Raw genomic sequence first — 23,740 nt, 5'->3', positions numbered from 1 at the left:
ACTCATGAAAACGATTGTTCTCGGCGGCGGCGTGATCGGTGTCGCCACGGCTTTTTACCTGTGCCAGCAAGGCTGCGAAGTCACGGTGATCGAGCGCGAACCCGACGTCGCGCTCTCCACGAGCTTCGGCAACGCCGGCGTGATCGCACCGGGCTACGTGACGCCGTGGGCCGCGCCCGGCATGCCGGCGAAGATTCTCAAATATCTGTTCAAGCCCGCTTCGCCCCTGATCTTCCGGCCGACGTTCGATCCGGCCCAATGGCGCTGGATCGCGCGCTGGCTGCGCGAATGCGACCTCGAACGCTTTCGCGTGAACAAGCAGCGCATGCAGCGCGTCGCGTATTACAGCCGCACGTGTCTGCACGAATTCCGCGGCCGTCATCCGTTCGACTACGGCCGCAGCCAGGGCTATCTGCAACTGTTTCGCAGCGACTTCGACGTCGAGCTGGCCCAGCCGGCGCTCGCGGTGCTGCGCGACGCGGGCATCGCGCATCGGGAAGTCAGCGCGGCGCAGTGCGTCGAGATCGAGCCCGGCTTGCGCTGGGCGCAGCAGGCGCCGCACGCGGGCCTTTATCTGCCCGACGACGAGGCCGGCGATTGCGCGCGCTTCACCCGCGAGTTGCGCGCGATCTGCGAGCGCAACGGCGTGCGCTTCCGCTTCGATACGCGCGTGGACTCGCTCGACGTGCAAGGCCGTGCGGTACGCGGCGTGCAGATTCAGAGCGAGCGCGGCATCGAGACGCTGCGGGCCGACCACGTGGTCGTCGCGCTCGGCGTCGATAGCCCGGCGCTGCTGGCGCCGCTCGGCGTGAAGGTGCCGCTTTATCCGGTGAAGGGGTATTCGGCGACGTTGCCCGTCATCGACGAAGAAAAGGCGCCGCACGCGGCGCTCATGGACGAATCGCTGAAAACGGCGATCACGCGCTTCGGCAACAACCTGCGCGTGGCGGGCACGGCGGAACTCGGCAATCATCAGACGACACTGCGCGAACAGGCTTTGCAGACGCTGCTCAAGGTGCTGCGCGACTGGTTTCCGCATGCGGCCAAGCCGACCTCGGCGCATTTCTGGGTAGGCCGCCGGCCGATGACACCCGACGGCGCGCCGCTGCTCGGTCCGTGCCGCGTGGAGAATCTGTGGCTGAACCTCGGGCACGGCTCGACGGGCTGGGCGATGTCGATGGGCTCGGGGCGCGTGGTCGCGGACCTGATCACGCAGCGCAAGCCGGAAATCGATCTCGATGGGCTGACCTTGGCGCGCTATCGCAAGTAGCGGCGCGAGAAGCCGGGCCAGCAAACGCAGCGCGCCATAAAAAAACCGGACTCGCCCTTTCAGGCGAGCCCGGTTTTCTTTTATTCACTGCTTCGCTTTACCGCTACCTGTGCCTGTGAACCGGCACATTGTCGTCTCCACGTCTTCCTGCAAATCGTGGCCGGCTCGCGCGCATCGGACATCGAGCGCGCAAGCCGTGCCGGAGACACTGACCAGAGACGCCTTAGCGCGGCAGTTCCGAATGCCCCATCAGGAACGCATCGACCGAACGCGCGCACTGACGGCCTTCGCGGATCGCCCACACCACGAGCGACTGGCCGCGGCGCATGTCGCCCGCGGTGAACACCTTGTCCACCGACGTGTAGTACGCCTTGTCGCCTTCGGTCGAGGCACGCACGTTGCCGCGCGCATCCTTGTCGACGCCGAACGCTTCGAGCACCGGCGACACCGGCTGCGTGAAGCCCATCGCGAGCAGCACGAGGTCGGCCTTCATTTCGAATTCGGAGTTCGGCACTTCGACCATCTTGCCGTCCTTCCATTCGACGCGCGCGGCGATCAGCTTCTCGACCTTGCCGTTCTTGCCTTCGAGGCGCTTGGTCGCGACCGCCCAGTCGCGCTCGCAGCCCTCGTCGTGCGACGACGACGTGCGCAGCTTGATCGGCCAGTACGGCCACACGAGCGGCTTGTTCTCTTCTTCGGGCGGCTGCGGCAGCAGTTCGAACTGCGTGACGCTCTTCGCGCCATGACGGTTCGACGTGCCGACACAGTCCGAACCCGTATCGCCACCGCCGATCACGACGACGTGCTTGCCCTTCGCGAGCAGCTGGTTCGGCACCTTGTCGCCGGCATTGACCTTGTTCTGCTGCGGCAGGAATTCCATCGCATAGTGGATGCCTTCGAGCTCGCGGCCCGGCACCGGCAGATCGCGCGGCGTTTCCGAACCGCCGGCGATCACCACCGCGTCGAACTGCTCGTTCAGCTCGGCCGGCGTGATGGTTTCCTTCGCGGTGTTGCCGATGTAAGCCGGCAGCGAATCGGCGCGGCCGATGAGCACGTTGGTGCGGAACGTCACGCCTTCGGCTTCCATCTGGCGCATGCGGCGGTCGATCTGCCACTTCTCGAGCTTGAAGTCGGGGATGCCGTAACGCAGCAGGCCGCCGATGCGGTCGTTCTTCTCGAACACGGTCACGTCATGACCGGCGCGCGCGAGTTGCTGCGCGGCCGCGAGACCCGCGGGGCCCGAACCGACCACGGCGACCTTCTTGCCGGTCTTGTGCTTCGGCAGTTGCGGCGCGACCCAGCCTTCGGCCCAGGCCTTGTCGATGATCGCGTGCTCGATCGACTTGATGCCGACCGGGTCGTTGTTGATGCCGAGCGTGCACGCCGCTTCGCACGGCGCCGGGCAGATGCGGCCCGTGAACTCGGGGAAGTTGTTGGTCGAATGCAGCACTTCGATCGCGTTCTTCCAGTCCTGGTGGAACACGAGGTCGTTGAAGTCCGGAATGATGTTGTTGACCGGGCAGCCGTTGTTGCAGAACGGAATGCCGCAGTCCATGCAACGTGCGCCTTGAATCTTCGCTTCGTCGTCGCTCAGTGCCGCGACGAATTCCTTGTAGTGCTTCACACGCGTGAGCGGAGCCTCGTACGTCTCGTGGCGACGTTCGAACTCGAGAAAACCGGTTGCCTTGCCCATGTGGTTCTCTTCTCTAATCTGTATGTAGGGTGATCTGGACCCGCCGCGCGTCGAACCTTCGAGACGCGGCGGGTACGGCTAAATGATTTTTTGCGGAGCTTTGTGCGGAGATTTAGGCGGCGAGCACTTCCTTGTTCGCCTTCTTCGCGGCGAGTTCGCCGAGCGCGCGCTTGTATTCGGTCGGGAACACCTTCACGAACTGACGGCGCGAAGCGTCCCAGTTTTCGAGCAGCGCCTTCGCACGCGGCGAGCCCGTGAACTGGAAGTGACGTTCGATGAGACCGCGCAGCAGCGCTTCGTCGGTCGTGCCGCGATGCCACACGCCCTGGTCGACCGTGCGCTCCTGTTCGGCCTGTTGCAGCACCGGGTCGAGCGCGACCATCGACTTGTTGCACTTGCCCGCGAACGTGCCGTCCGGATCGAACACGTAGGCGATGCCGCCCGACATGCCGGCCGCGAAGTTGCGGCCCGTCTCGCCGAGCACGACCACCGTGCCGCCCGTCATGTATTCGCAACCGTGGTCGCCCGTGCCTTCGACGACCGCCGTCGCGCCCGAGTTACGCACGCAGAAACGCTCGCCCGCGACACCGCGGAAGAACGCTTCGCCGTCGATCGCGCCGTACATCACCGTATTGCCGCAGATGATGTTCTCTTCCGACTTGCCGCGGAAATCGTTGGTCGGACGGATGATGATGCGGCCGCCCGACAGGCCCTTGCCCACGTAGTCGTTGCCGTCGCCGACGAGGTCGAGCGTGACGCCCTTCGCGAGGAACGCGCCGAAGCTCTGGCCCGCCGTGCCCTTCAACTGGATGTGAATCGAGTCGTCGGGCAGGCCTTCGTGGCCGTACTTCTTCGCGATCGTGCCGGACAGCATCGCGCCGACCGTGCGGTTCACGTTGCGCACCGGCTGGATGAACGAGACGTGCTCGCCCTTCTCGATCGCCGCCTTCGCCTTCTCGATCAGCGTATGGTCGAGCGCGCGGTCGAGGCCGTGATCCTGCACGTCGACGTGCTTGCGCGCGACTTCCGCCGGCACTTGCGGCTGATAGAACACGCGCGAGAAGTCGAGACCCTTCGCCTTCCAGTGCTCGATGCCCTTCTTCATGTCGAGCAGTTCCGCGTGGCCGATCAGGTCGTCGAACTTGCGGATGCCGAGTTGCGCCATGATTTCGCGCGCTTCCTCGGCGACGAAGAAGAAGAAGTTCACGACGTGCTCGGGCTGGCCCTGGAACTTCGCACGCAGCACCGGATCTTGCGTCGCGACGCCGACCGGGCAGGTGTTCAGGTGGCACTTGCGCATCATGATGCAGCCTTCGACGACGAGCGGCGCCGTCGCGAAGCCGAATTCGTCCGCGCCGAGCAGCGCGCCGATCACGATGTCGCGGCCCGTCTTCATCTGACCGTCGGCCTGCACGCGGATACGGCCGCGCAGCTGGTTCAGCACCAACGTTTGCTGCGTTTCGGCGAGACCCAGTTCCCACGGCGTGCCGGCATGCTTGACCGACGACAGCGGCGACGCACCCGTGCCGCCGTCATGACCGGCGATCACGACGTGATCGGCCTTCGCCTTCGCGACACCCGCTGCAACCGTACCGACGCCCGACTCCGACACCAGCTTCACCGAGATGCTCGACGACGCGTTGACGTTCTTCAGATCGTGGATCAGCTGCGCCAGGTCTTCGATCGAGTAGATGTCGTGGTGCGGCGGCGGCGAAATCAGGCCGACGCCCGGCACCGAACAGCGCAGCTTGCCGATGTACTCGGACACCTTGTGGCCCGGCAGCTGACCGCCTTCGCCCGGCTTCGCGCCCTGCGCCATCTTGATCTGGATCTGGTCGGCCGACGCGAGGTATTCCGCCGTCACGCCGAAGCGGCCCGACGCGACCTGCTTGATGCGCGAGCGCAGCGAATCACCTTCCTTGAGCGGAATGTCGGTGACCACTTCATCGCCGATGATCGACTTCATCGTGTCGCCATTCTTGATCGGAATGCCGCGCAGTTCGTTGCGATAACGGTTCGCGTCTTCGCCGCCTTCGCCGGTGTTCGACTTGCCGCCGATGCGGTTCATCGCGACGGCGAGCGTGGCGTGCGCTTCGGTGCTGATCGAGCCCATCGACATCGCGCCGGTCGCGAAACGCTTGACGATTTCCTTCGCCGGTTCGACTTCGTCGAGCGGAATCGCCCTGGTCGGATCGAACTTGAACTCGAACAGGCCGCGGAAGGTCATGTGGCGTTTGGTCTGATCGTTGATCAGATGCGCGTATTCCTTGTACGTCTGGTACGAGTTGCTGCGTGCCGAGTGCTGCAGCTTGGCGATCGCATCGGGCGTCCACATGTGTTCTTCGCCGCGCACGCGGTAGGCGTACTCGCCGCCCGCGTCGAGCATGTTCGCGAGGACCGGGTTGTCGCCGAACGCGTCGCGGTGCAGACGGATCGCTTCTTCGGCGACGTCGAAGAGTCCAATGCCGCCCACCTTCGACGACGTACCGTAGAAGTACTTCGACACGAGGTCTTCAGCGAGGCCGACCGCTTCGAAAATCTGCGCGCCGGTGTACGACATGTAGGTCGAAATGCCCATCTTCGACATGACCTTCTGCAGGCCCTTGCCGACCGCCTTCGTGAAGTTGTAGACCGCCTTCTCCGCCGACAGGTCGCCCTTCAGGCCGGCCGCGAGCTGGCCGAGCGTTTCCATCGCGAGGTACGGGTGCACGGCTTCCGCGCCATAGCCCGCGAGCAGCGCGAAGTGGTGCGTTTCACGCGCCGAACCGGTTTCGACGACGAGGCCCGTGCTCGTGCGCAGACCCTGCTGCACGAGGTGCGTGTGGATAGCGGCGGTCGCGAGCAGCGCCGGAATCGCGACGTTGTCGCGGTCGGTCTTGCGGTCCGAGACGATCAGCATGTTGTAGCCGGACTTGACCGCATCGACGGCTTCCGCGCACAGCGACGCGAGGCGCGCCTCGATGCCTTCCTTCCCCCAGGCGACCGGATAGCAGATGTTCAGTTCGTACGAGCTGAACTTGCCGCCGGTGTACTGATCGATCGCGCGGATCTTCGCGATGTCCTTGAAGTCGAGCACCGGCTGCGACACTTCGAGGCGCATCGGCGGGTTGATGTTGTTCGTGTCGAGCAGGTTCGGCTTCGGGCCGATGAACGACACGAGCGACATCACCATGTTTTCGCGGATCGGGTCGATAGGCGGATTCGTGACCTGCGCGAACAGCTGCTTGAAGTAGTGGTAGAGCGTCTTGTTCTTGTTGGACATGACCGCGAGCGGCGAGTCGTTGCCCATCGAGCCGACCGCTTCCTCGCCCGCTTGCGCCATCGGCGCCATCAGGAACTTGAGGTCTTCCTGGGTGTAGCCGAACGCCTGCTGGCGATCGAGCAATGCAGCGGCTTCGCGGCGCTCCGTCACGACGTCTTCGGCCTTCGGCTCGATCTCGTCGAGCTTGATGCGCACGGCGTCGATCCAGCTCTTGTACGGCTTGGCGTTCGCGAGGTTGTCCTTCAGTTCCTTGTCGTCGATGATGCGGCCGTGCTCCATGTCGATCAGGAACATCTTGCCCGGCTGCAGACGCCACTTCTTGACGATCTTCGATTCGGGAATCGGCAGCGTGCCGGCTTCCGACGCCATGATGACGAGGTCGTCGTCGGTGACGATGTAGCGCGCCGGACGCAGACCGTTACGGTCGAGCGTCGCGCCGATCTGGCGGCCGTCGGTGAACGCGATCGCGGCGGGGCCGTCCCACGGCTCCATCATGGCGGCGTGGTACTCGTAGAACGCCTTGCGGTTCTCGTCCATCAGCGTGTGCTGCTCCCAGGCTTCCGGGATCATCATCATCATGGCGTGGACGAGCGGGTAGCCGGCCATCACGAGCAGTTCGAGGCAGTTGTCGAACGAGGCCGTATCCGATTGGCCCGGATAGATGAGCGGCCACAGCTTCGGCAGATCGTCGCCGAGCACGTGCGAGGCGATCGCGCCGGTGCGCGCGTTCAGCCAGTTGACGTTGCCCTTCACCGTGTTGATTTCGCCGTTGTGGGCGATCATGCGGTACGGGTGAGCCAGTTCCCATGCCGGGAACGTGTTGGTGGAGAAGCGCTGGTGCACGAGCGCGAGCGCCGAGACGGTGCGCTCGTCCTGCAGATCGCGGTAGTACACGCCGACCTGGCCCGCCAGCAGCAGCCCCTTGTAGACGACCGTGCGCGCCGAGCACGACGGCACGAAGTATTCCTTGCCGTGCTTGAGCTTGAGCGCCTGGATGCGGTGGCTCGCGGTCTTGCGGATGATGTACAGCTTCCGCTCGAGCGCGTCGGTCACCATGATGTCCTTGCCGCGGCCGATGAAGATCTGGCGGATCAGCGGTTCGCTCGCCTTGACGGTCGGAGAGATCGGCATGGTGTGGTCGACCGGCACGTCGCGCCAGCCGAGCACGACCTGGCCTTCGGCCTTCACCGTGCGCTCCAGTTCCTGTTCGCAGGCGATGCGCGAGGCGTGTTCCTTCGGCAGGAAGATCATGCCGACGCCGTATTCGCCGGCCGGCGGCAGCGTCACGCCCTGCTTGGCCATCTCTTCGCGATAGAAGCCGTCCGGAATCTGGATCAGGATGCCCGCGCCGTCGCCCATCAGCGGATCGGCGCCGACGGCGCCCCGGTGGTCGAGGTTTTCGAGAATCTTCAGACCCTGCTCGATGATCTCGTGGCTCTTCTGGCCCTTGATGTGGGCGACGAAGCCGACGCCGCAGGCGTCATGCTCGTTCTGCGGGTCGTACAGACCTTGGGCGGCGGGAACCGGGTGTTGCTGGTGGTCGTTCATGGGGACACCGTCTGTGAGGGGCCGGACAGGCCGTTAAACCGTTTTTCTTTTGCCGCAGTGCGGATCGCAGCCACGACGACGCTCTTCCCGCGGACGGACCATGCGTATCAAAAAGCGTCGGAATTCGGAATATACGCGACGAATCAATGGAATAGCAAATAAAACGTGATGATTGATCCCCAATTACCGAATTGGTGCATCGCGGATATTTTTTATTGGTTCCATATCAAAACAGGGCAAAAGAAAACGGCATGCGCAATGCCGTTTTCATGCAGCCCTTTGATGCAAAACGCTTTCTTTCGATTCAGGGCGGCGCTATGAGGGCCCTACGCTGCACCAGCGTCGCCTCACTGCGTATGCGGCGTCTCGCGCACCTTGCGCGGCCGCCCGCGCGGCAGCGGCGAAACGCGCCGGTTCGCGGCGCGCGCCGCCCACTCGCGGTACGTGTCGCTGCCGAGCACCCAGCCTTTCAGCGTGGCCTGCTGGAGCTGGCTGGCTTCGCGCTCGTCGAGCGGCTGCTCGCACAGTTCGCGGTACGCGCGCTGCCGCTCGAACGGCGTATTGCCGAGCGACCAGTAGAGCGGATGATCGGTGATGAGGCTGTCGAGGGTCAGCCCGATGTGATGCCGGTAGCTCGACCAGCGATAATCCTCAGGCGCCGTGGCCAGTTGCGCGCGTACCGGACACATCTCGACGACGCGGCTCGCGAGCAGGAAATAACGCTCGCCTTCGATTACCGTGGCCCGGTAACGGCCTTCCCACAAGGTGCCGCGGCGCGCATAACGGCGGTTGAAATGCGCGACGTAGCGCCGGCCGACGGCCTGCATCGCCTTGGGCAGGCTCGACTCCTCGGTCGGCGTGACGAGCAGTTGCACGGCGCCCGGCATCAATGCGTATGCGTGAATCGAGAGGTGATGGTCCCGCGAAGCCGCCTTCAGGCAGTCGATGAAAAGCTCGTAGTCCTGGTCGTCGACGAAAGCGGGCTGCTGGTCGAGCCCGCGAAGGATGACGTGTTGCGGCTGGTCGGGGACATAAAGACGTGCAAGCCGTGCCATGCTGGAGTATCCAATAGTCGCGTTGGTATATACCCGAAGGTCCGAAGAGCCACATGCGCGCGAGGTTCGGCGCCACGCGGCCAAGCCAGAAACCACGCGGCGCTTAGGGAGAAAGCTCTAACCGCCGCGTATGGTTTGTTTCAAACGTTCTCGTCATAATGAGCAGGCCTTTTATGGAGGAGCACATATGAAATTAAAACAGGCCGTAACGGGGATGGCAGTGCTAGCCTGCATGAGCACGGCAGCGCACGCGCAATCGGCCGGAAGCATTTACGTCACGACAGGCTGGTTCCACCTTGCGCCTCAGTCGAGCAGCGACCCGCTCACAGTGACCAGCATCGGCGGCAGCCCAACCAACATCACCCAGCCGAACACCGGCGCCTCGCTCAGTTCGGCCGACACCATCGGTTTCACCGCCGGCTACTTCATTACCGATCACATCGCCACCGAATTCGTTCTGGGTGTTCCGCCTACTTTCGACCTGTACGGCACGGGCAGCCTCGAACCGTTCGGCAAGATCGGGCAGGCGAAACAGTGGAGCCCGACGCTGCTGTTCAAGTACTACTTCAATGCGCCGACAACTTCGTTCCGGCCGTATCTCGGTGTCGGCGTAAGCCGTATCTGGTTCACGGGCGAGCAGATCACCAACAGCGCATTCGAAGCGAACGTTCTGCATGGTCCGACCAGCGTCTCCACGGATAGTTCGTGGGAACCTGTGTTTAATGCGGGCTTCACGTACGCGTTCAATCAGCACTGGTTCGCCGGCATGTCGATCTCGTACCTGCCGCTCAGCACGACCGCCAAGCTGAGCTCGGCAGCGGCTACGCCGGTCGGCACGCTGACCGTGCAATCGCAAACCAAGATCAAACTGAACCCGATCGTCACTTACGTCAACATCGGTTACCGTTTCTAACGCTTCGGAATATTAGGGGTCGTTCAGTTAGGGTAGTCGAATTTTCGGGGCATGGGTAACGCCGTCATCGATCCGATGGCGGCGCTTTCATGCGGCGAGCGCCGCGCGCTGCGGTGCGCCTCGCGCATTTGTAAATTTGACGTGGGTGCGCGCGAGCGCGTGCAATATCTGCTGACGATAAGCCCGCCTTCGCCGCGGTTCGGGCTCCCGACCGCCATGCGCCGAAGGTGCTCCGCGGTTTGGCACTGAAGTTGCGTTCCGGTGGCGTTTCCCGCATGGCAGCAGTCATGCTGTGCGCGACTGCGCGCGGGACACTTTCAACTCATCGACGGAGCGACCATGACAGCACTTCCGAATACCAGAGACGCCCTCGGCGAATCATGGACCAGCGCGAGCCGCCGCGCGCGACGCATCGCCCGCCATAGCCGGCATGCGGCCGAAGACATCGCGGACGAATTGCGCACGCTGCTGTCGGAACTCGAATCGACGCTCGCGGACGGCACGCATGCCGATGCCGTGGCCTTGCGCGGCAAGCTCAACAAACGGCTCGACGAGGCGCGTACGCGCCTGAACGACACGCGCGACTCGATGCGCCAACGCGCCGGAGTCGCCATGGCGGATGCCGACACCTACGTGCGTGAAAACCCGTGGCAGACGATTGCGATCGTCGGCGGACTCGCGCTGCTTGCCGGCGCCTTGTTCGCGTCGCGCCTGCGTTGAGGGGACGCGCGCGCAATGCAGTGAGGCAGGCGCGCCCGGAGCCGTGCGGGGGATGAACCAATGGCAAGCCGGGCGAGCCTGCCTAGTAGCTATCGTCGATCACGAACAGCCGCTGATACTCCTTCACCGCGTAGCGATCCGTCATGCCCGCGATGTAATGCGAGATCAGACGTGGTTGCAGCGCCGCATCGGCCGACTGGTAAGCCGGTGGCAAAAGCCGCGGATCGTCGGTGAATGCGTCGAACAGGCCGACGACGACGCGACGCGCCTTGTTGGCCATGCGCATCACGCGGTAGTGACGGTACAGGTTTCTGAACAGAAAACGCTTCAGCACAGCGGCTTGCGCGGCGACCGCCTCGCTGTGCGCGACGAGTGGCGGCGAGCCGCGCACGTCGTCTAGCGACGCCGGCGCGTAACGCGCGAGATTCGAGCGGGTCGTCTCGATCAGATCGACGATCAGCGTATTGATGATGCGCCGCACCGTCTCGTGAATCAGCCGGCGCCCCTCGATGTGCGGAAAATCGCCGCGCGCCGCCGCGTAGTGCGTCTGCCATAGCTCCACTTCGGCAAGCTGCTCGATCGTGAGCAGGCCCGAGCGCAAGCCGTCGTCGACGTCGTGGTTGTTGTACGCGATTTCGTCGGCGACGTTGGCGATCTGCGCTTCGAGCGACGGCTGCCGTCCTTCGAGAAAGCGCTCGCCGAGCGCCCCCAGACGCCGCGCATTTTCACGCGAGCAATGCTTGAGAATGCCCTCGCGCGTCTCGAAGCAGAGGTTCAGGCCATTGAACGCGCCGTAGTGCTCTTCCAGTTCGTCGACGACCGCGAGGCTCTGCAGGTTGTGCTCGAAGCCGCCGTGCTCGCGCATGCATTCGTTCAGCGCATCCTGGCCCGCATGGCCGAACGGCGTATGGCCGAGATCGTGCGCCAGCGAAATCGCTTCGACGAGGTCTTCGTTGACACGCAGATTACGCGCAACCGAACGCGCGATCTGCGCGACTTCGAGGCTATGCGTGAGGCGCGTGCGAAACAGGTCGCCCTCGTGATTGACGAACACCTGGGTCTTGTATTCGAGCCGGCGGAATGCGGTCGAGTGAACGATGCGATCGCGGTCGCGCTGAAACTCGGTGCGCGCGCTCGGCGCGGCCTCAGGATAGCGGCGCCCGCGCGACTCGGCCGAGTGCGCCGCATACGGCGCGAGATGCGCTTCGAGTGCCTGCTGGGTCGGTGCGGTGACAGCGGTCGTATGCGCGCCGATGGTTGCGGTACTCGCTGTGTTCGCAGCGGCAGCGGCACGCGCCGCCGGTTCATGCTTGAGGTCGTCGCTGCGCCTGTCGGTCACCGGGTTCTCCGAAACATGGGCGGCCTCTCCTGACTCCGATGCGCGACGCGTGGCAGCCATGCCGCGGCGTGTTTAGACGGCGGCGGCCAGCGTCGCCTGCACCTCGGCGTCGGGCGCCCGGGTGATCAGCGTCTCACCGAAACGCTTCAGCAAAATGAATTTGATCGCGCCGCCCTCCGCTTTCTTGTCGACCTGCATCAGTTCGACATAGCGGTTGGCGCCGAGCGAGGGCGCGCGAGTGGGCAGATGCGCGCCGACGATTACGTCGACGAGACGCTTGCGCGACGCTTCGTCGAGATGGCCGAGACGCACCGACAGATCGGCCGCCATCACCATCCCGCAGCCAACCGCCTCGCCGTGCAGCCACTCGCCGTAGCCGAGCCCGGCTTCGATCGCATGGCCGAACGTATGGCCGAAGTTGAGGATCGCGCGCAATCCGCCTTCGCGCTCGTCCTGCGCAACCACCGACGCCTTGATCTCGCACGAGCGCTTGACCGCCTCGGCCAGCGCCTCGGGTTCGCAGCGGTTCAACGCTTCGATATTGGCTTCGATCCAGCCGAAGAAACCGGCGTCGGCAATCGCACCGGTCTTGATGACCTCGGCGATGCCCGCCGCCAGTTCGCGCGCGGGCAGGGTTCGCAATGCGCCGATGTCGGCGATCACGGCCTGCGGCTGGTAGAACGCGCCGATCATGTTCTTGCCGAGCGGATGGTTGATGCCGGTCTTGCCGCCTACCGACGAATCCACCTGCGACAGCAACGTGGTCGGCACCTGGATGAACGGCACGCCGCGCATGTAGCAGGCCGCGGCAAACCCGGTCATGTCGCCGATCACGCCGCCACCGAGGGCGATCAGCGTGGTCTTGCGGTCGGCGCGCGAGCCGAGCAGCGCGTCGAAGATCAGGTTCAGCGTTTCGAGATTCTTGTACGCTTCGCCGTCCGGCAAAACGACCGTGGACACCTGCTTGCCGAGCGGCGCGAGCGCCGCGCGCAGCTTGTCGCCATAGAGCGGATCGACGGTGGTATTGGTGACGATCGTGACCGAACTGCCGGCGATGTGCGGCGCGAACAGCGCGGTCTGTCCGATCAGGTCGGCACCGATATGGATGGGGTAGGCACGCTCGCCCAGTTCGACGTTGACGGTAATCATACGGTCCATTATGACGCAGGATGTTTGGCGACACCGGCCATCTCGAGCTGCATCAGAACCATGTTGACGAGTCCGTTGACCGAGGGCCGGCCGGTTTCAATCACGAAATGCGCGCACTCGCGGTAGAGCGGATCGCGCACTTCATAGAGCGCTTCGAGGCGCGCCTTGGGGTCTTCCGTTTGCAGCAGCGGACGATTCTTGTCGCGCCGCGTGCGCAGCCACAGGTCGTGCGGATTGGCGCGCAGGTAGATCACGAGGCCGCGGCTTTTCAGCGCTTCGCGGTTTTCCAGCCGCAGCACCGCGCCGCCGCCGGTCGCGAGCACGATATTGTCGCGTCCGGTGAGATCGGAGATCACGCCCGCTTCGCGGTCGCGAAAGCCCGCCTCGCCTTCCAGCTCGAAGATCGTCGGAATGCGCGCGCCCGTGCGAGCCTCGATTTCATGGTCGGAATCGAAGAACGGGCGCTCGAGACGGCGCGCAACCGCCCGACCCACGGTGGTTTTTCCTGCCCCCATGAGCCCTACGAAAAAAACATTGGCGTGTGCGTCCCGCGCTTGCAACGGTGTCCTCTGGCTAATCCGGTGTAGTTCGTGCCGCAGCTTACTGGCAAAGCGGCTGCCTTGTCGAGCCTGCGCACCGCCCGTGAACGGCAGCGGTGGCATACCTGACGCGCCCTAATTTTCGTGGACGACGCTCGGCGTGATGAAAACCGCCAGTTCGCTGAGCGAGTCACGATGGGCCCGATTGCGGAAAAGCGCGCCCAGAATCGGTATTTTGCCGAGAAAGGGCACCCGCTCCACATCGTCCCGGTCGTCGGTCGCGTAAATTCCGCCTATCGACACCGTACCACCGTCCTCGACCTCGACGCGCGTTTGCACGTGCTTGGTGTTGATCGCGGGCCCGGCGTCGGTCTGCTCGCCGACGCTGTCCTTCGCCACGTCGAGATCGAGCACGACGCGGCCGTCCGGCATGATCTGCGGCTCGACTTCCAGTTTCAGCGTGGCCCGGCGGAACTGCACGCCCGACACGCCCTGCCCGACCTTGGCCTGATACGGCAGCTCGGTGCCCTGCTCGACGATCGCCTTCATCCTGTCGGCGGTGACGACCCGCGGGCTCGAGACGATTTTCCCATGCCCCTCGGCCTCGAGCGCGGAGAGTTCGAGATTCAGCAGCCGCGTGGCGTGGGCCGCGAACAACGTGAGGCCCGCGGTGGCGGCATCGAAGCCCGAGACCGGCCGGGCGGACAGATCGAAGACGGTGCCGTCCGCGCCGCCGCCGAGGCCTCTTGCCGTGCCGTCCGCACTCGTGCCCGCGAGCGAGAGCTTCACGCCGAGATTGCGCGAAAAGCCATGGTCGCCCTCCACGATGCGCGCCTCGATCAGCACCTGGCGGGTCGGCCGGTCGACGGCCGCGATCAGCGCCGCGATCTGTTCGAGCCGCCCCGCGAGATCGGTCACGAACAGCAGATTGGTACGCGGATCGGCGGTCACGGCACCGCGTTTGGACAGCACGCGCTGGGTGCCTGAGCCGGTCAGCAGACGCCGCACGTCCTCGGCGTGCGCGTAGTGCAACTGGAACGTGCGGCTCGCGAGCGGTTCGAGATCGGCGGCCCGCGCGTGCGCTTCGAAGCGCTGCCGTTCGCGCGCGGCCAGCTCCGCGGCCGGCGCCACCCAGAGCACGTTGCCGTGCCGTTCCATCGACAGATTGTTGACGTCGAGCAACGTGTCGAACGCGGTGCGCCATGGCACCTTGTCGAGCCGCAGCGAAACGGCGCCGCGCACCTTGTCGCTCGCGACGATGTTCAGGCCGGTGAACTCGGCGAACGCTTTGAGCACGGCACCGAGTTCCGCGTGCTGGAAATTCAGCGAGATCGGTTTGTCGCCGGCCGGCAGACCGGCATCGGCGGCAGCGTTCGCTGCGTCGCTCAGGCGTGCGGGCGGCGGCAGCGGGACGGGTGGGCCTTCGAGCGTGCCGCCGGCGGTGTCGTCGCGCGCGGCTGCGGCGGATTGTTTCGGCGACGGGACGGCGCTGCCGGTGCTTGCCGTGCCGTCGGCGGAGTCGCTCAGGGATGCGTTTGGCGCATCGGCCGAGGGCGCGGCCGTTCCGGTAGCGTCCGCATCTTGCGCGGTGTTTTGCGCCGCGCTTTGTGCCGCGTTTTGTGCCGAACCGTCGCGAAACGGATTCGGCACCTCGCCGCCGCCACCGCTTGGCAACGGCGCCGTTCCGTATCCCGAATCCGCTGACGAATCCGTATCTTCGAGCGACATATAGGCCGGCAGTGGCGGCAACAATGGCGGTATCGAAGCCTGCGCGAGGTCTGCACCCACCGTGGCGTTGATGCAGAGGCCGAGGCAAAGACCGGCACTGCCGCTCCAGCCGCGCCCGATGCGCGACACGACCATGCCCCATCGCTTCACCCGATTCGTCATGACGCCTCCGTCAACGTGAGCGTGCGCGTCAGTGCGCCGTTCGCGAGCGTGATGCCGAGCGCGTCGAGCCGCGCGACACGCTCGGTGCCAAGCTGCTGCCCGGCCGTGACCGTGGTGGCGCCGTCCGGCGTATCGAGCAGTGCGAGCCCGTGCCCGCGATCGCTGAGCAGGCCGACCAGACGCAACGGTTCGGCATCGTCCGGCGCGCCGCTGGTGTACGTCGGCGGCTGCGCAAACGGATCGAAGAACACAAGCTCCTCGTCGTCTTCATCGGTCTCGTCCGGATCGAGGCTGGCATCGACGCTCGCGCCATCGCGCAGCCGAGCCGCGTCGGCCGCCACGGCCGGCCGCAGCGCCTCGAACACGCGCAACGTCGCGCTCACCGCGAGCGCCGTGCTGTCCTGCTTGACGGTCACGTCGACGGGAACGATCAGCACCGGCAATTGCGCGAGCCCATGAAAGAACGCCATCAGATGAACGAAGTCGCTGCGCGCCGTGAGTTGCAAAGGGCGCATGCGTTCGGCGCCGTCGCCGCTCGCGGCACCGGGTTCCACGGAGAGCAACGCCACGCCGTTCTGCGCGGCCAGTTCGGAAACGACGCGCACGTCGTCCGCCGAACCCCATGAGGCAGCAGCCGGAGAGACAACCGGCAGCGCGGCCGCCTGACGGCGCAACGACGGCAATTGCGCGAGCGCGCGCCGCGCATCGGCGAGACGCTGCGTGCTGAGCGCGAGCGTCGCTCGGCTCGCGACCAGACCGCCAAGATCGACGGCAATCCAGCCATACGCGCCGAGGCCAAACACGAGCAGCGCAAGCAGCGACGCGACCAGCCAGCGGCGACGCCGGCTCCACGCATCGAGCGGCACCCGCACACGCCTTATCCAGCGCGAAAGATCGAACGAGGCGTACGGCACGCCGCCCGCTTCGAAAAAGGTCGTGCTCATTTTTCACCTCCCGATTTTGCGGACTTCGCCCCGTGCGCCGCCGACGCCCCAGCCAGCAGCGTGTTTTTCGGCGGCGGCTCCCCCCAGCGCAAACGCGCGTCGAACTCGACTGGACCGCTTGCCGTCGTATCCGCCGTCTTATTTGCCGCCTTATTTACCGTCTTATCCGTCGCCGCGCCGCCGCGCGTGGCCGGCCGATGCAGGTCGCGCATCTCCGCGCCCTGCACGCCGTGAACCGCCCCGACGCGTTTGAGCCATTCAGCCGACGCAACATGGCTGCGCGACGTCGCGAGCAACTCCGTCTCATACTCGCGCTGGCGCAACTGCCGCAGCACGACGCCGTCGCCAGGTTCGAAACTCAGCACTTCGAGCAGATCAAGCAGGTGCGCGAGCGGCACCGACAGGCTCGTTGCGCGCGCAGCGTCGTTGCGCTGCTCGTCCTGCGCTCGCCGCAGCTTCGCGTGCTCGGCGAGCGGCGCCGCGAGTTGCGCGAGCGCCTGTTCGGCCAACGCACGCCGTGCCTCGAGCCGCGTCTTTTCGACTGCCTGCCAGCCGGCAAATGCAAGTACGCCGGCCGCGCCGACGCTCGCCGCCACCGCCCAGTCGCGCAGACAGCGCCGCCGCGCCAGCCGTGCATTGCGTTGCCGGTAAGGCAGCAGATTGAAACCGCCGAGCCACGGCTTCGCGAAGCGCGTCTCACGCGACGCGACCGGCGGCGTCGGCGGCAGCGATGGGCGCGCCGCCGGCCAGAACGGCAGAAACACAAACGAAAGGCCGCGCATCATTCGATCACCCCGCGCAGCGCGAGCCCGAACGCGACCGCGCCGGCCGGCTCGTACAGCAGTCCGTCGTCGAGCGGCCGCATGCGGCTGCCGAGCAGCGCGCATTCGAATGGCAGCACCGAGCAGCCGAGCACGTCGCCGATATCGGCCATCGAAAAGCCGACGCCATCGAGCAGATCGATCTCGCCGCCGACCAGCGCGCAATCGAACACCGGCCCGCGAACGAGGTCGCGCAGCGCATCCGCGAGATCGGTGTGCTCGGGCGCCGGGTAATGCATCTCGCCCTCGATCGCGCCGTCGACGACACGCCACCCGTACACGCCGTCCGTGCCGATCCACAGCGCCGCATACGGCTCGTGCGCATCGAGTTCCTGATCCGCTGCATAGCGCAGCGCGCGCAACGCCGCATGCGGCTCGCCGTCGATCGCGGTCAGCGAAATGCCCGCGGTCGCCGCGCATTCGATGCGCGCTTCGAGATGCTGGCGAGCGGTCGCCGCGATCGTCACCGAACGCACCGGCGCCGGCGTGTCGTCGACATACCAGTCGACCGCGAGCGCATGCCGCTCGATGCCGGCGATGCGCTCCGCCTCGCCCATTACCGCGGGCGCGAGGCCGGCAAGCGCGGGCCCGCCGTCCTCTTCCACGCAATGACTCTGCGCCGCGAGCTGTGCGAGCGGCACCGTGGTCGTGAGCGTCGCCGACGCGGGCACCGCCATCGAACATTGCAGCGCATGCGTCGCGCACAGCCGCGGCAGCCCCGCAAACGCATCGCGCAAGGCGCGCGCGATGGCTTGGCGGTCGGCGATCTCGGTGCCCGCCATCGCGCCAGCCGCCAGCGGCACCGTCTTCACATATTCGAGATGCAGCGCGCCATAGGCGCGCGCACGCTGACTCAGCACGACGAGCCGCACGCTTTGCGAACCGACGTCGATCCCGGCGGCGAAGCGCTGCCGCCCCGACTGCATCGCTTCAAGCCACGAATTTTTATATGCCATCAGGCCCTCCCTCTGACTCACGCGACGAACCATTCGAACGCGAGCAACGAGGGACCATTGTGGAGAGACACGGCTCCGAGCGACATTCAGCCAAATGGCCAACGTTGCGGCGAGGACGCCCCTCGCGGGATCAAAGCGACTACAGTGAAGCCATCTCCAGGCACGGCGCGCCGCCGGTTTTCACACTGCTTTCCAGACCATTCGTAAGCATTCCGAAAGCTGAGGAAGCGAGGCGGCTATAATCGCGGGACCGTTTTTTCGATACCCCTATGCAACCCACGTCTCCTACGTCCCCGCCGCCCGCGCCGACAAAGCGCAAACGCCCGTTGTGGCTGAAGCTCGTCTTCAGCTTTGTGGGGCTGATCGCGGCGGGCGTCGTGTGCGTGGCGCTGGTGCTCGGCTATGCGCTCGTGGTCGCCACGCCGAACCTGCCTTCGCTCGATGCGCTGACCGACTATCGTCCGAAAGTGCCGCTGCGCATCTACACGGCCGACCACGTGCTGATCGGCGAATTCGGCGCGGAACGGCGCGACATCGTGCATATCCAGGACGTGCCCGACAGCCTGAAGAACGCGATCCTCGCGATCGAGGACGCGCGCTTCTACGACCACGGCGGCGTCGACCTGACCGGCATCGCGCGCGCGGGCTTCGTCGCGCTGGCCAACGGCCACGCGACGCAAGGCGCGAGCACGATCACGATGCAGGTCGCGCGCAACTTCTTCCTCTCCAGCGAGAAAACCTATACGCGCAAGATTTACGAGATGCTGCTCGCGTACAAGATCGAGTCGAAGCTGACGAAGGATCAGATTCTCGAGGTGTACATGAACCAGATCTATCTCGGTCAGCGCGCCTATGGTTTTGCGAGCGCCGCGCGGGTGTACTTCGGCAAGGATCTCAAGGATCTGACGCTCGCCGAATCGGCGATGCTCGCGGGCTTGCCGAAAGCGCCGTCCGCGTATAACCCGGTCGTCAATCCGAAACGCGCGAAGGTGCGGCAGGAGTACATCCTGCAACGCATGTACGAGTTGCGCTACATCACCCAGCAGCAGTACGACGACGCGCGCGGCCAGCCGCTCGTCGTCAAGGGCATGGGGAAGGAGTACAGCGTGCACGCGGAGTACGTCGCGGAAATGGTGCGGCAGATGATGTACACGCAGTATCGCGAGGAAGCCTACACGCGCGGGCTGAACGTCGTGACCACGATCGACTCGGCCGATCAGGACGTCGCCTATCGCGCGCTGCGCAAGGGGCTGATGGACTACGAACGGCGGCACGGCTATCGCGGGCCGGAGGCGTTCATCGATCTGCCGTCCGATGCGCAGGAGCGCGAACAGGCGATCGACGACGCGCTCGTCGAGCATCCGGACAACGGCGAGATCATCGCGGCCGTCGTCACGGCGGCGAGTCCGAAGCAGGTGCAGGCGACGTTCATCGACGGCAACGTCGCGACGATCCAGGGCGACGGCCTGCGCTATGCGCAGTTCGCGCTCGGCCCGCGCGCGCAGCCGAATCAGCGCATCCGGCCCGGTGCGATCGTGCGGCTCGTGAAGAACGACGACGGCGACTGGTCGATCACGCAATTGCCGCAGGTGGAAGGCGCGTTTATTTCGGTGGTCCCGCAGGACGGCGCGATTCGTGCGCTGGTCGGCGGCTTCGACTTCAACAAGAACAAGTTCAATCACGTCACGCAGGCGTGGCGTCAGCCGGGGTCGAGCTTCAAGCCGTTCATCTATTCGGCGTCGCTCGAAAAGGGACTCGGGCCGGCCACGATCATCAACGACGCGCCGCTCTTTTTCAGCGCCGCCGAAACCGGCGGCCAGGCGTGGGAGCCGAAGAACTACGGCGGCGGCTTCGACGGTCCGATGACGATGCGCACCGCGCTGCAGAAGTCGAAGAACCTCGTGTCGATCCGCATCCTGAACCAGATCGGCACGAAGTACGCGCAGCAGTACATCACGCGCTTCGGCTTCGACGCCGAGCGTCACCCCGCCTATCTGCCGATGGCGCTCGGCGCGGGTCTCGTCACGCCGTTGCAGATGGCGGGCGCGTTCTCGGTGTTCGCCAACGGCGGCTACCGCATCAACCCGTATCTGATCGCCGAAGTCACCGATCAGCGCGGTGTCGTCGTCGCCCATGCGCAGCCGCTCGTGGCCGGACAAAGCGCGCCGTTCGCGATCCAGCCGCGCAACGCCTACGTGATGAACAGTCTGCTGCAAAGCGTCGCGCAGCGCGGCACCGGCGCGAAGAGCAACGCGCTCAAGCGCACCGATCTCGGCGGCAAGACCGGCACGACCAATGATTCGCGCGACGCGTGGTTCGCCGGTTATCAGCACACGCTCACGGCCATCGCATGGATCGGCTACGACAACCCGCGCAGTCTCGGCGACAAGGAAACCGGCGGCGGCCTCGCGCTGCCGGTGTGGATCGAGTACATGGGCCACGCACTGAAGGGCGTGCCCGAGTACAAGATGGCGCGCCCCGATGATGTCAGCGAAATCGGCTCGGAGCTTTATTTCGACGACTTCACGCCGGGGCACGGTTTCGTCGCGACGGTCGGCGTGAGCCAGGCCACGCTCGACGCCGGGGCGAGCGCCGCTTCCGCGGCCTCGGCGGCGCCCGAGCAGGTCGGCGAGCAGGAGAAGCAGGACATCATGAATCTGTTCCGCGGGCATTGAGCCGCGGACACCGAGGCTGCCTCGCGAAGTTGCGTAGAACTCCCGCCGGAAAGCAAAAACCGCCGCGTTCGATGGCTCGATACGCGGCGGTTCTGTTTTGAGAGCGCCTCGGGCTTACTGCGCGGCGATCTGCACCGGCTCGCCGGCCTGCTCGGTCGCGTACTGCGAGAGCGCCGCGAAAAACTCCGCGCCGCTGCGCGTGTCGCGCCATTGCCCATCGACGAAACGGAAGTGAAAACCGCCCGCCTTCGCGGCGATCCAGATCTCGCTCATCGGCGGCTGAAGGTTGACGATGATCTTCGTGCGGTTCTCGAATTCGAGCGTCAGAACGTTGCCGCTGCGCTCGGCTTCGATGTCGGCGCCGATGTCGTCGAGCGCGCTCTCGATGGCGGCCAGCACGGCTTCCGCACGGGTCAGGTAATCACTATCGGACATGCTAAACTCCATCGATTATTCATTCAGGGACAGTCATGCGAGTCGTATCTCGGATGCGCGCGGCGGCACCCGGCCGCGCGATTGTAGCGGTTTTAGCCATTTTCGCAGGTTGCGTGCTCGCCGGTTGCGGTCAACGCGGCTCGCTCTATCTGCCAACCGTGCCGCCCATGCCTGCCCCGCCGGCTCATCGCACGCAAACGCCGGCGCCGGATCAAACGCAACCGGCTAGCGGCAGCGCGGCCGACATGGGCTCGATCCCGGACACCTCGGGCACGCCGCTCACGCTGGCCCCCGAAGATCAGCTTGCCACGCCGCCCGCTTCGGCGGCTTCCGCTCCCGCCGTGCCGCTGCCCGCCTCTGCCGCTCCTTCCGTTCAATAAGACTTTCGCATGACTCGATCCGCATTTGACTACGTCGACGGCATATTGCACGCTGAAGACGCGTCCGCCGTTTCCCTCGCCGAGCAGTTCGGCACGCCGCTCTACGTTTATTCACGCGCCGCGCTCACCGCCACATGGAACGCCTACGCAGGCGCCTGCGCCGGACGCCGCGCGAGCGTGCACGTGGCCGTCAAGGCCAACAGCAATCTCGCGGTGCTGAACGTGTTCGCGCGCCTCGGCGCGGGCTTCGACATCGTCTCGGGCGGCGAACTGGCGCGCGTGCTGGCGGCGGGCGGCAAAGCGGAAAACACCGTGTTTTCGGGCGTCGGCAAGCAGGCGGGCGAAATGCGCGACGCGCTCGCGGCCGGCGTCAAATGCTTCAACGTCGAATCGATTCCCGAACTCGACCGCCTCAACACGGTGGCCGGCGAAATGGGCAAGAAAGCGCCGGTGTCGCTGCGCGTGAATCCCGACGTCGACGCGAAAACGCATCCGTATATTTCCACCGGACTCAAGAGCAACAAGTTCGGCGTCGCCTTCGAAGACGCGCGCGCCACGTACCGGGCGGCCGCGGCGATGGCGAATCTCGAGGTGGTCGGCATCGACTGCCATATCGGCTCGCAGATCACCGAAGTCGCGCCGTATCTCGACGCGATCGACAAACTGCTGGACCTCGTCGAGCAGATCGAGCAGGACGGCGTGACGATTCGCCATATCGACGTGGGCGGCGGTCTCGGCATCACCTACGACGACGAAACGCCGCCGGAAATCGGCATGTTCGTGCGCACGGTGCTCGATCGCATCGAAGCACGCGGCCACGGCCATCGCGAAGTGTATTTCGAGCCGGGCCGCTCGCTGGTCGGTAATGCGGGCGTGCTGCTCACGCGTCTCGAATTCCTGAAGCCGGGCGCGGACAAGAACTTCGCGATCGTCGACGCGGCGATGACCGATCTCGCGCGCCCCGCGATGTACGAGGCGTATCACGCGATCGACCCCGTCGTGAAGCGTGACGTGCCCGCGCACGTGTACGACGTGGTCGGCCCGGTCTGCGAAAGCGGCGACTGGCTCGGCCGAGAACGGTTGCTCGCCGTCGAGCCGGGCGACCTGCTCGCGATCCGCTCGGCCGGCGCGTACGGCTTCGTGATGAGCTCGAACTACAACACGCGTGCACGCGCCGCCGAAGTGATGGTGGATGGTACACAGGCGCATGTGGTTCGCGCGCGTGAAGAGGTGCAGCAGCTGTTTGCGGGTGAGGCGATTTTGCCGGAGTAAACATCGATAAGCACCGGTCAGCATCGAGGAACGTCGAGCGCCGCACTGAACCCGGTTCCTCATGCAAGCAGCAAAAAGCAAAAAGGCGATGCCACTACGGCATCGCCTTTTTGCTATTGAGCGCTATCGCCACCCAAGCAGCGTAAGCCGAGCGCTCGCCGTCACCGTCGCCGCGTTTTCAGACTCCGCTCGCGCAGCCACACCACCAGACGCCAGCCGAGCAGCGCGATCATGATCGCGCCGTAAATCTTCGGCAGCAGCAGATCGTGCTTGCCGGCCTTCATCCACCAGAAGTGCAGGATCGCGAGCACGCCGATCGCGTAGATCGCGCGATGCAGCGTCTGCCAGCGACGCCCGAGCTTGCGCACCATCGCGCGCGGCGAGGTGGCCGCGAGCGCGATCAGCAGCACGAACGCCGCGAAGCCCACCGTGATGAACGGCCGCTTGCCGATGTCCTTCAGAATCGCCGCGAGATCGAACCACTTGTCGAACCAGAGGTAGGTGGTGAAATGCAGCGCCGCGTAGAAGAACGCATAAAGACCGAGCATGCGCCGCAAGCGCAGCAACGCGGCGACACCGGTGAGGCGGCGCAGCGGCGTCACCGCCAGCGTGATGCAGAGGAACACGAGCGTCCACAGGCCCGTCGAGCGTGTGATGAACTCGATCGGATTCGCGCCGAGCCGGTCGGTCATGCCGAACAGCACGATGCGCGCGAGCGGATACAGCGCCGCGATGAACACCGCGACCTTGGCCGGCACGATCCAGCGCGCGCCGCCCACGGGCCGCTGCGCCGCCGACGCTTTCGCTCGCGCGGCCGAGGTCGCCCCTTGCGTCGCGGGTTCGTTCCGGGTGACGGATTGCGTGTCGGAAGTCATCGTC

Annotated in this window: 18 protein-coding genes; 6 read left to right on the top strand and 12 right to left on the bottom strand. The window is 65.4% G+C overall.

Going from position 1 to position 23,740, the window contains the following annotated elements; translation table 11 throughout:
* The first annotated feature begins 4 nt into the window (after positions 1–4).
* Positions 5–1,270 carry a D-amino acid dehydrogenase gene (locus tag GXB81_RS08105; RefSeq protein ID WP_167284467.1) on the top strand — a complete coding sequence of 422 codons (1,266 nt, stop codon included), beginning with the start codon at positions 5–7 and terminating at the stop codon, positions 1,268–1,270.
* Positions 1,271–1,493: 223 nt separating this feature from the next.
* On the opposite strand, the gene GXB81_RS08100 is transcribed toward GXB81_RS08105, so the two are convergent.
* The 3 genes from GXB81_RS08100 to GXB81_RS08090 all read right to left on the bottom strand — a co-directional run bounded on the left by GXB81_RS08100 (position 1,494) and on the right by GXB81_RS08090 (position 8,828).
* The gene (locus GXB81_RS08100; protein WP_205988798.1) at positions 1,494–2,963 is read right to left on the bottom strand and encodes a glutamate synthase subunit beta; all 1,470 of its coding nucleotides are present in this window, start codon (positions 2,961–2,963) and stop codon (positions 1,494–1,496) included.
* Between the two features lie 112 nt (positions 2,964–3,075).
* Positions 3,076–7,773: a glutamate synthase-related protein gene (locus tag GXB81_RS08095; protein ID WP_205988797.1), complete on the bottom strand. Its 4,698-nt coding sequence runs from the start codon at positions 7,771–7,773 to the stop codon at positions 3,076–3,078.
* A gap of 347 nt (positions 7,774–8,120) precedes the next feature.
* Complete coding sequence (locus GXB81_RS08090) at positions 8,121–8,828, bottom strand: transposase (RefSeq protein WP_167045507.1); 708 nt, start codon at positions 8,826–8,828, stop codon at positions 8,121–8,123.
* Between the two features lie 187 nt (positions 8,829–9,015).
* Here GXB81_RS08090 and GXB81_RS08085 point away from each other — a divergent pair, with 187 nt between their 5' ends.
* Together GXB81_RS08085 and GXB81_RS08080 are read left to right on the top strand one after the other, a co-directional pair.
* Positions 9,016–9,741: an OmpW family outer membrane protein gene (locus GXB81_RS08085; protein WP_167045504.1), complete on the top strand. Its 726-nt coding sequence runs from the start codon at positions 9,016–9,018 to the stop codon at positions 9,739–9,741.
* Positions 9,742–10,080: 339 nt separating this feature from the next.
* The gene (locus GXB81_RS08080) at positions 10,081–10,461 is read left to right on the top strand and encodes a DUF883 family protein (RefSeq protein WP_167045501.1); all 381 of its coding nucleotides are present in this window, start codon (positions 10,081–10,083) and stop codon (positions 10,459–10,461) included.
* An 82-nt stretch (positions 10,462–10,543) separates the two neighbouring features.
* Here GXB81_RS08080 and GXB81_RS08075 read toward each other — a convergent pair whose 3' ends face one another.
* The 7 genes from GXB81_RS08075 to pilM all read right to left on the bottom strand — a co-directional run bounded on the left by GXB81_RS08075 (position 10,544) and on the right by pilM (position 18,099).
* Positions 10,544–11,800: a deoxyguanosinetriphosphate triphosphohydrolase gene (locus GXB81_RS08075; protein WP_205988796.1), complete on the bottom strand. Its 1,257-nt coding sequence runs from the start codon at positions 11,798–11,800 to the stop codon at positions 10,544–10,546.
* A gap of 72 nt (positions 11,801–11,872) precedes the next feature.
* Complete coding sequence (gene aroB, locus GXB81_RS08070; protein WP_205988795.1) at positions 11,873–12,958, bottom strand: 3-dehydroquinate synthase; 1,086 nt, start codon at positions 12,956–12,958, stop codon at positions 11,873–11,875.
* Positions 12,958–13,509, bottom strand: coding sequence for a shikimate kinase (locus tag GXB81_RS08065; protein WP_205988794.1), 552 nt, complete (start codon positions 13,507–13,509; stop codon positions 12,958–12,960). Before GXB81_RS08065 ends, aroB begins: the two co-directional genes overlap by 1 nt.
* Positions 13,510–13,623: 114 nt before the next feature.
* On the bottom strand, positions 13,624–15,351 hold the full coding sequence (gene pilQ / locus GXB81_RS08060; protein ID WP_241016282.1) for a type IV pilus secretin PilQ: 1,728 nt from the start codon (positions 15,349–15,351) through the stop codon (positions 13,624–13,626).
* A 23-nt stretch (positions 15,352–15,374) separates the two neighbouring features.
* Positions 15,375–16,322: a hypothetical protein gene (locus GXB81_RS08055; RefSeq protein ID WP_205988792.1), complete on the bottom strand. Its 948-nt coding sequence runs from the start codon at positions 16,320–16,322 to the stop codon at positions 15,375–15,377.
* A complete protein-coding gene (locus GXB81_RS08050) occupies positions 16,319–17,107 on the bottom strand; it encodes a fimbrial assembly protein (RefSeq protein ID WP_241016281.1) in 789 nt (262 codons plus the stop codon). The genes GXB81_RS08055 and GXB81_RS08050 overlap by 4 nt, the downstream gene beginning before the upstream one ends.
* Positions 17,104–18,099 (bottom strand): pilus assembly protein PilM, encoded by a 996-nt coding sequence (gene pilM, locus GXB81_RS08045; protein WP_167045486.1) that lies wholly within the window; start codon positions 18,097–18,099, stop codon positions 17,104–17,106. The genes GXB81_RS08050 and pilM overlap by 4 nt, the downstream gene beginning before the upstream one ends.
* Before the next feature lie 269 nt (positions 18,100–18,368).
* Here pilM and GXB81_RS08040 point away from each other — a divergent pair, with 269 nt between their 5' ends.
* Positions 18,369–20,774, top strand: a complete 2,406-nt coding sequence (locus tag GXB81_RS08040; protein ID WP_205988791.1) for a penicillin-binding protein 1A — start codon at positions 18,369–18,371, stop codon at positions 20,772–20,774.
* A 114-nt stretch (positions 20,775–20,888) separates the two neighbouring features.
* Here the strand turns inward: GXB81_RS08040 and cyaY are convergent, their stop codons facing one another.
* Positions 20,889–21,209, bottom strand: a complete 321-nt coding sequence (gene cyaY, locus GXB81_RS08035) for an iron donor protein CyaY (protein ID WP_167045480.1) — start codon at positions 21,207–21,209, stop codon at positions 20,889–20,891.
* Between the two features lie 35 nt (positions 21,210–21,244).
* On the opposite strand from cyaY, the gene GXB81_RS08030 reads away from it, so the two are divergent.
* Both GXB81_RS08030 and lysA read left to right on the top strand, forming a co-directional pair.
* Positions 21,245–21,589, top strand: coding sequence for a lipoprotein (locus GXB81_RS08030; protein ID WP_167045477.1), 345 nt, complete (start codon positions 21,245–21,247; stop codon positions 21,587–21,589).
* A 9-nt stretch (positions 21,590–21,598) separates the two neighbouring features.
* Positions 21,599–22,861 (top strand): diaminopimelate decarboxylase, encoded by a 1,263-nt coding sequence (gene lysA / locus GXB81_RS08025; protein ID WP_167045474.1) that lies wholly within the window; start codon positions 21,599–21,601, stop codon positions 22,859–22,861.
* A 161-nt stretch (positions 22,862–23,022) separates the two neighbouring features.
* On the opposite strand, the gene msrQ is transcribed toward lysA, so the two are convergent.
* Positions 23,023–23,736 (bottom strand): protein-methionine-sulfoxide reductase heme-binding subunit MsrQ, encoded by a 714-nt coding sequence (gene msrQ, locus GXB81_RS08020; protein WP_205988804.1) that lies wholly within the window; start codon positions 23,734–23,736, stop codon positions 23,023–23,025.
* Positions 23,737–23,740 lie beyond the last annotated feature (4 nt).

Origin of the sequence: Paraburkholderia sp. Ac-20336, from assembly GCF_017105025.1 — a bacterium.
In the GTDB taxonomy this organism is placed as follows: Bacteria; Pseudomonadota; Gammaproteobacteria; order Burkholderiales; family Burkholderiaceae; genus Paraburkholderia.
Note: the sequence above shows the minus strand (reverse complement) of the source record. Positions and strands in the feature narration are given on the sequence as shown.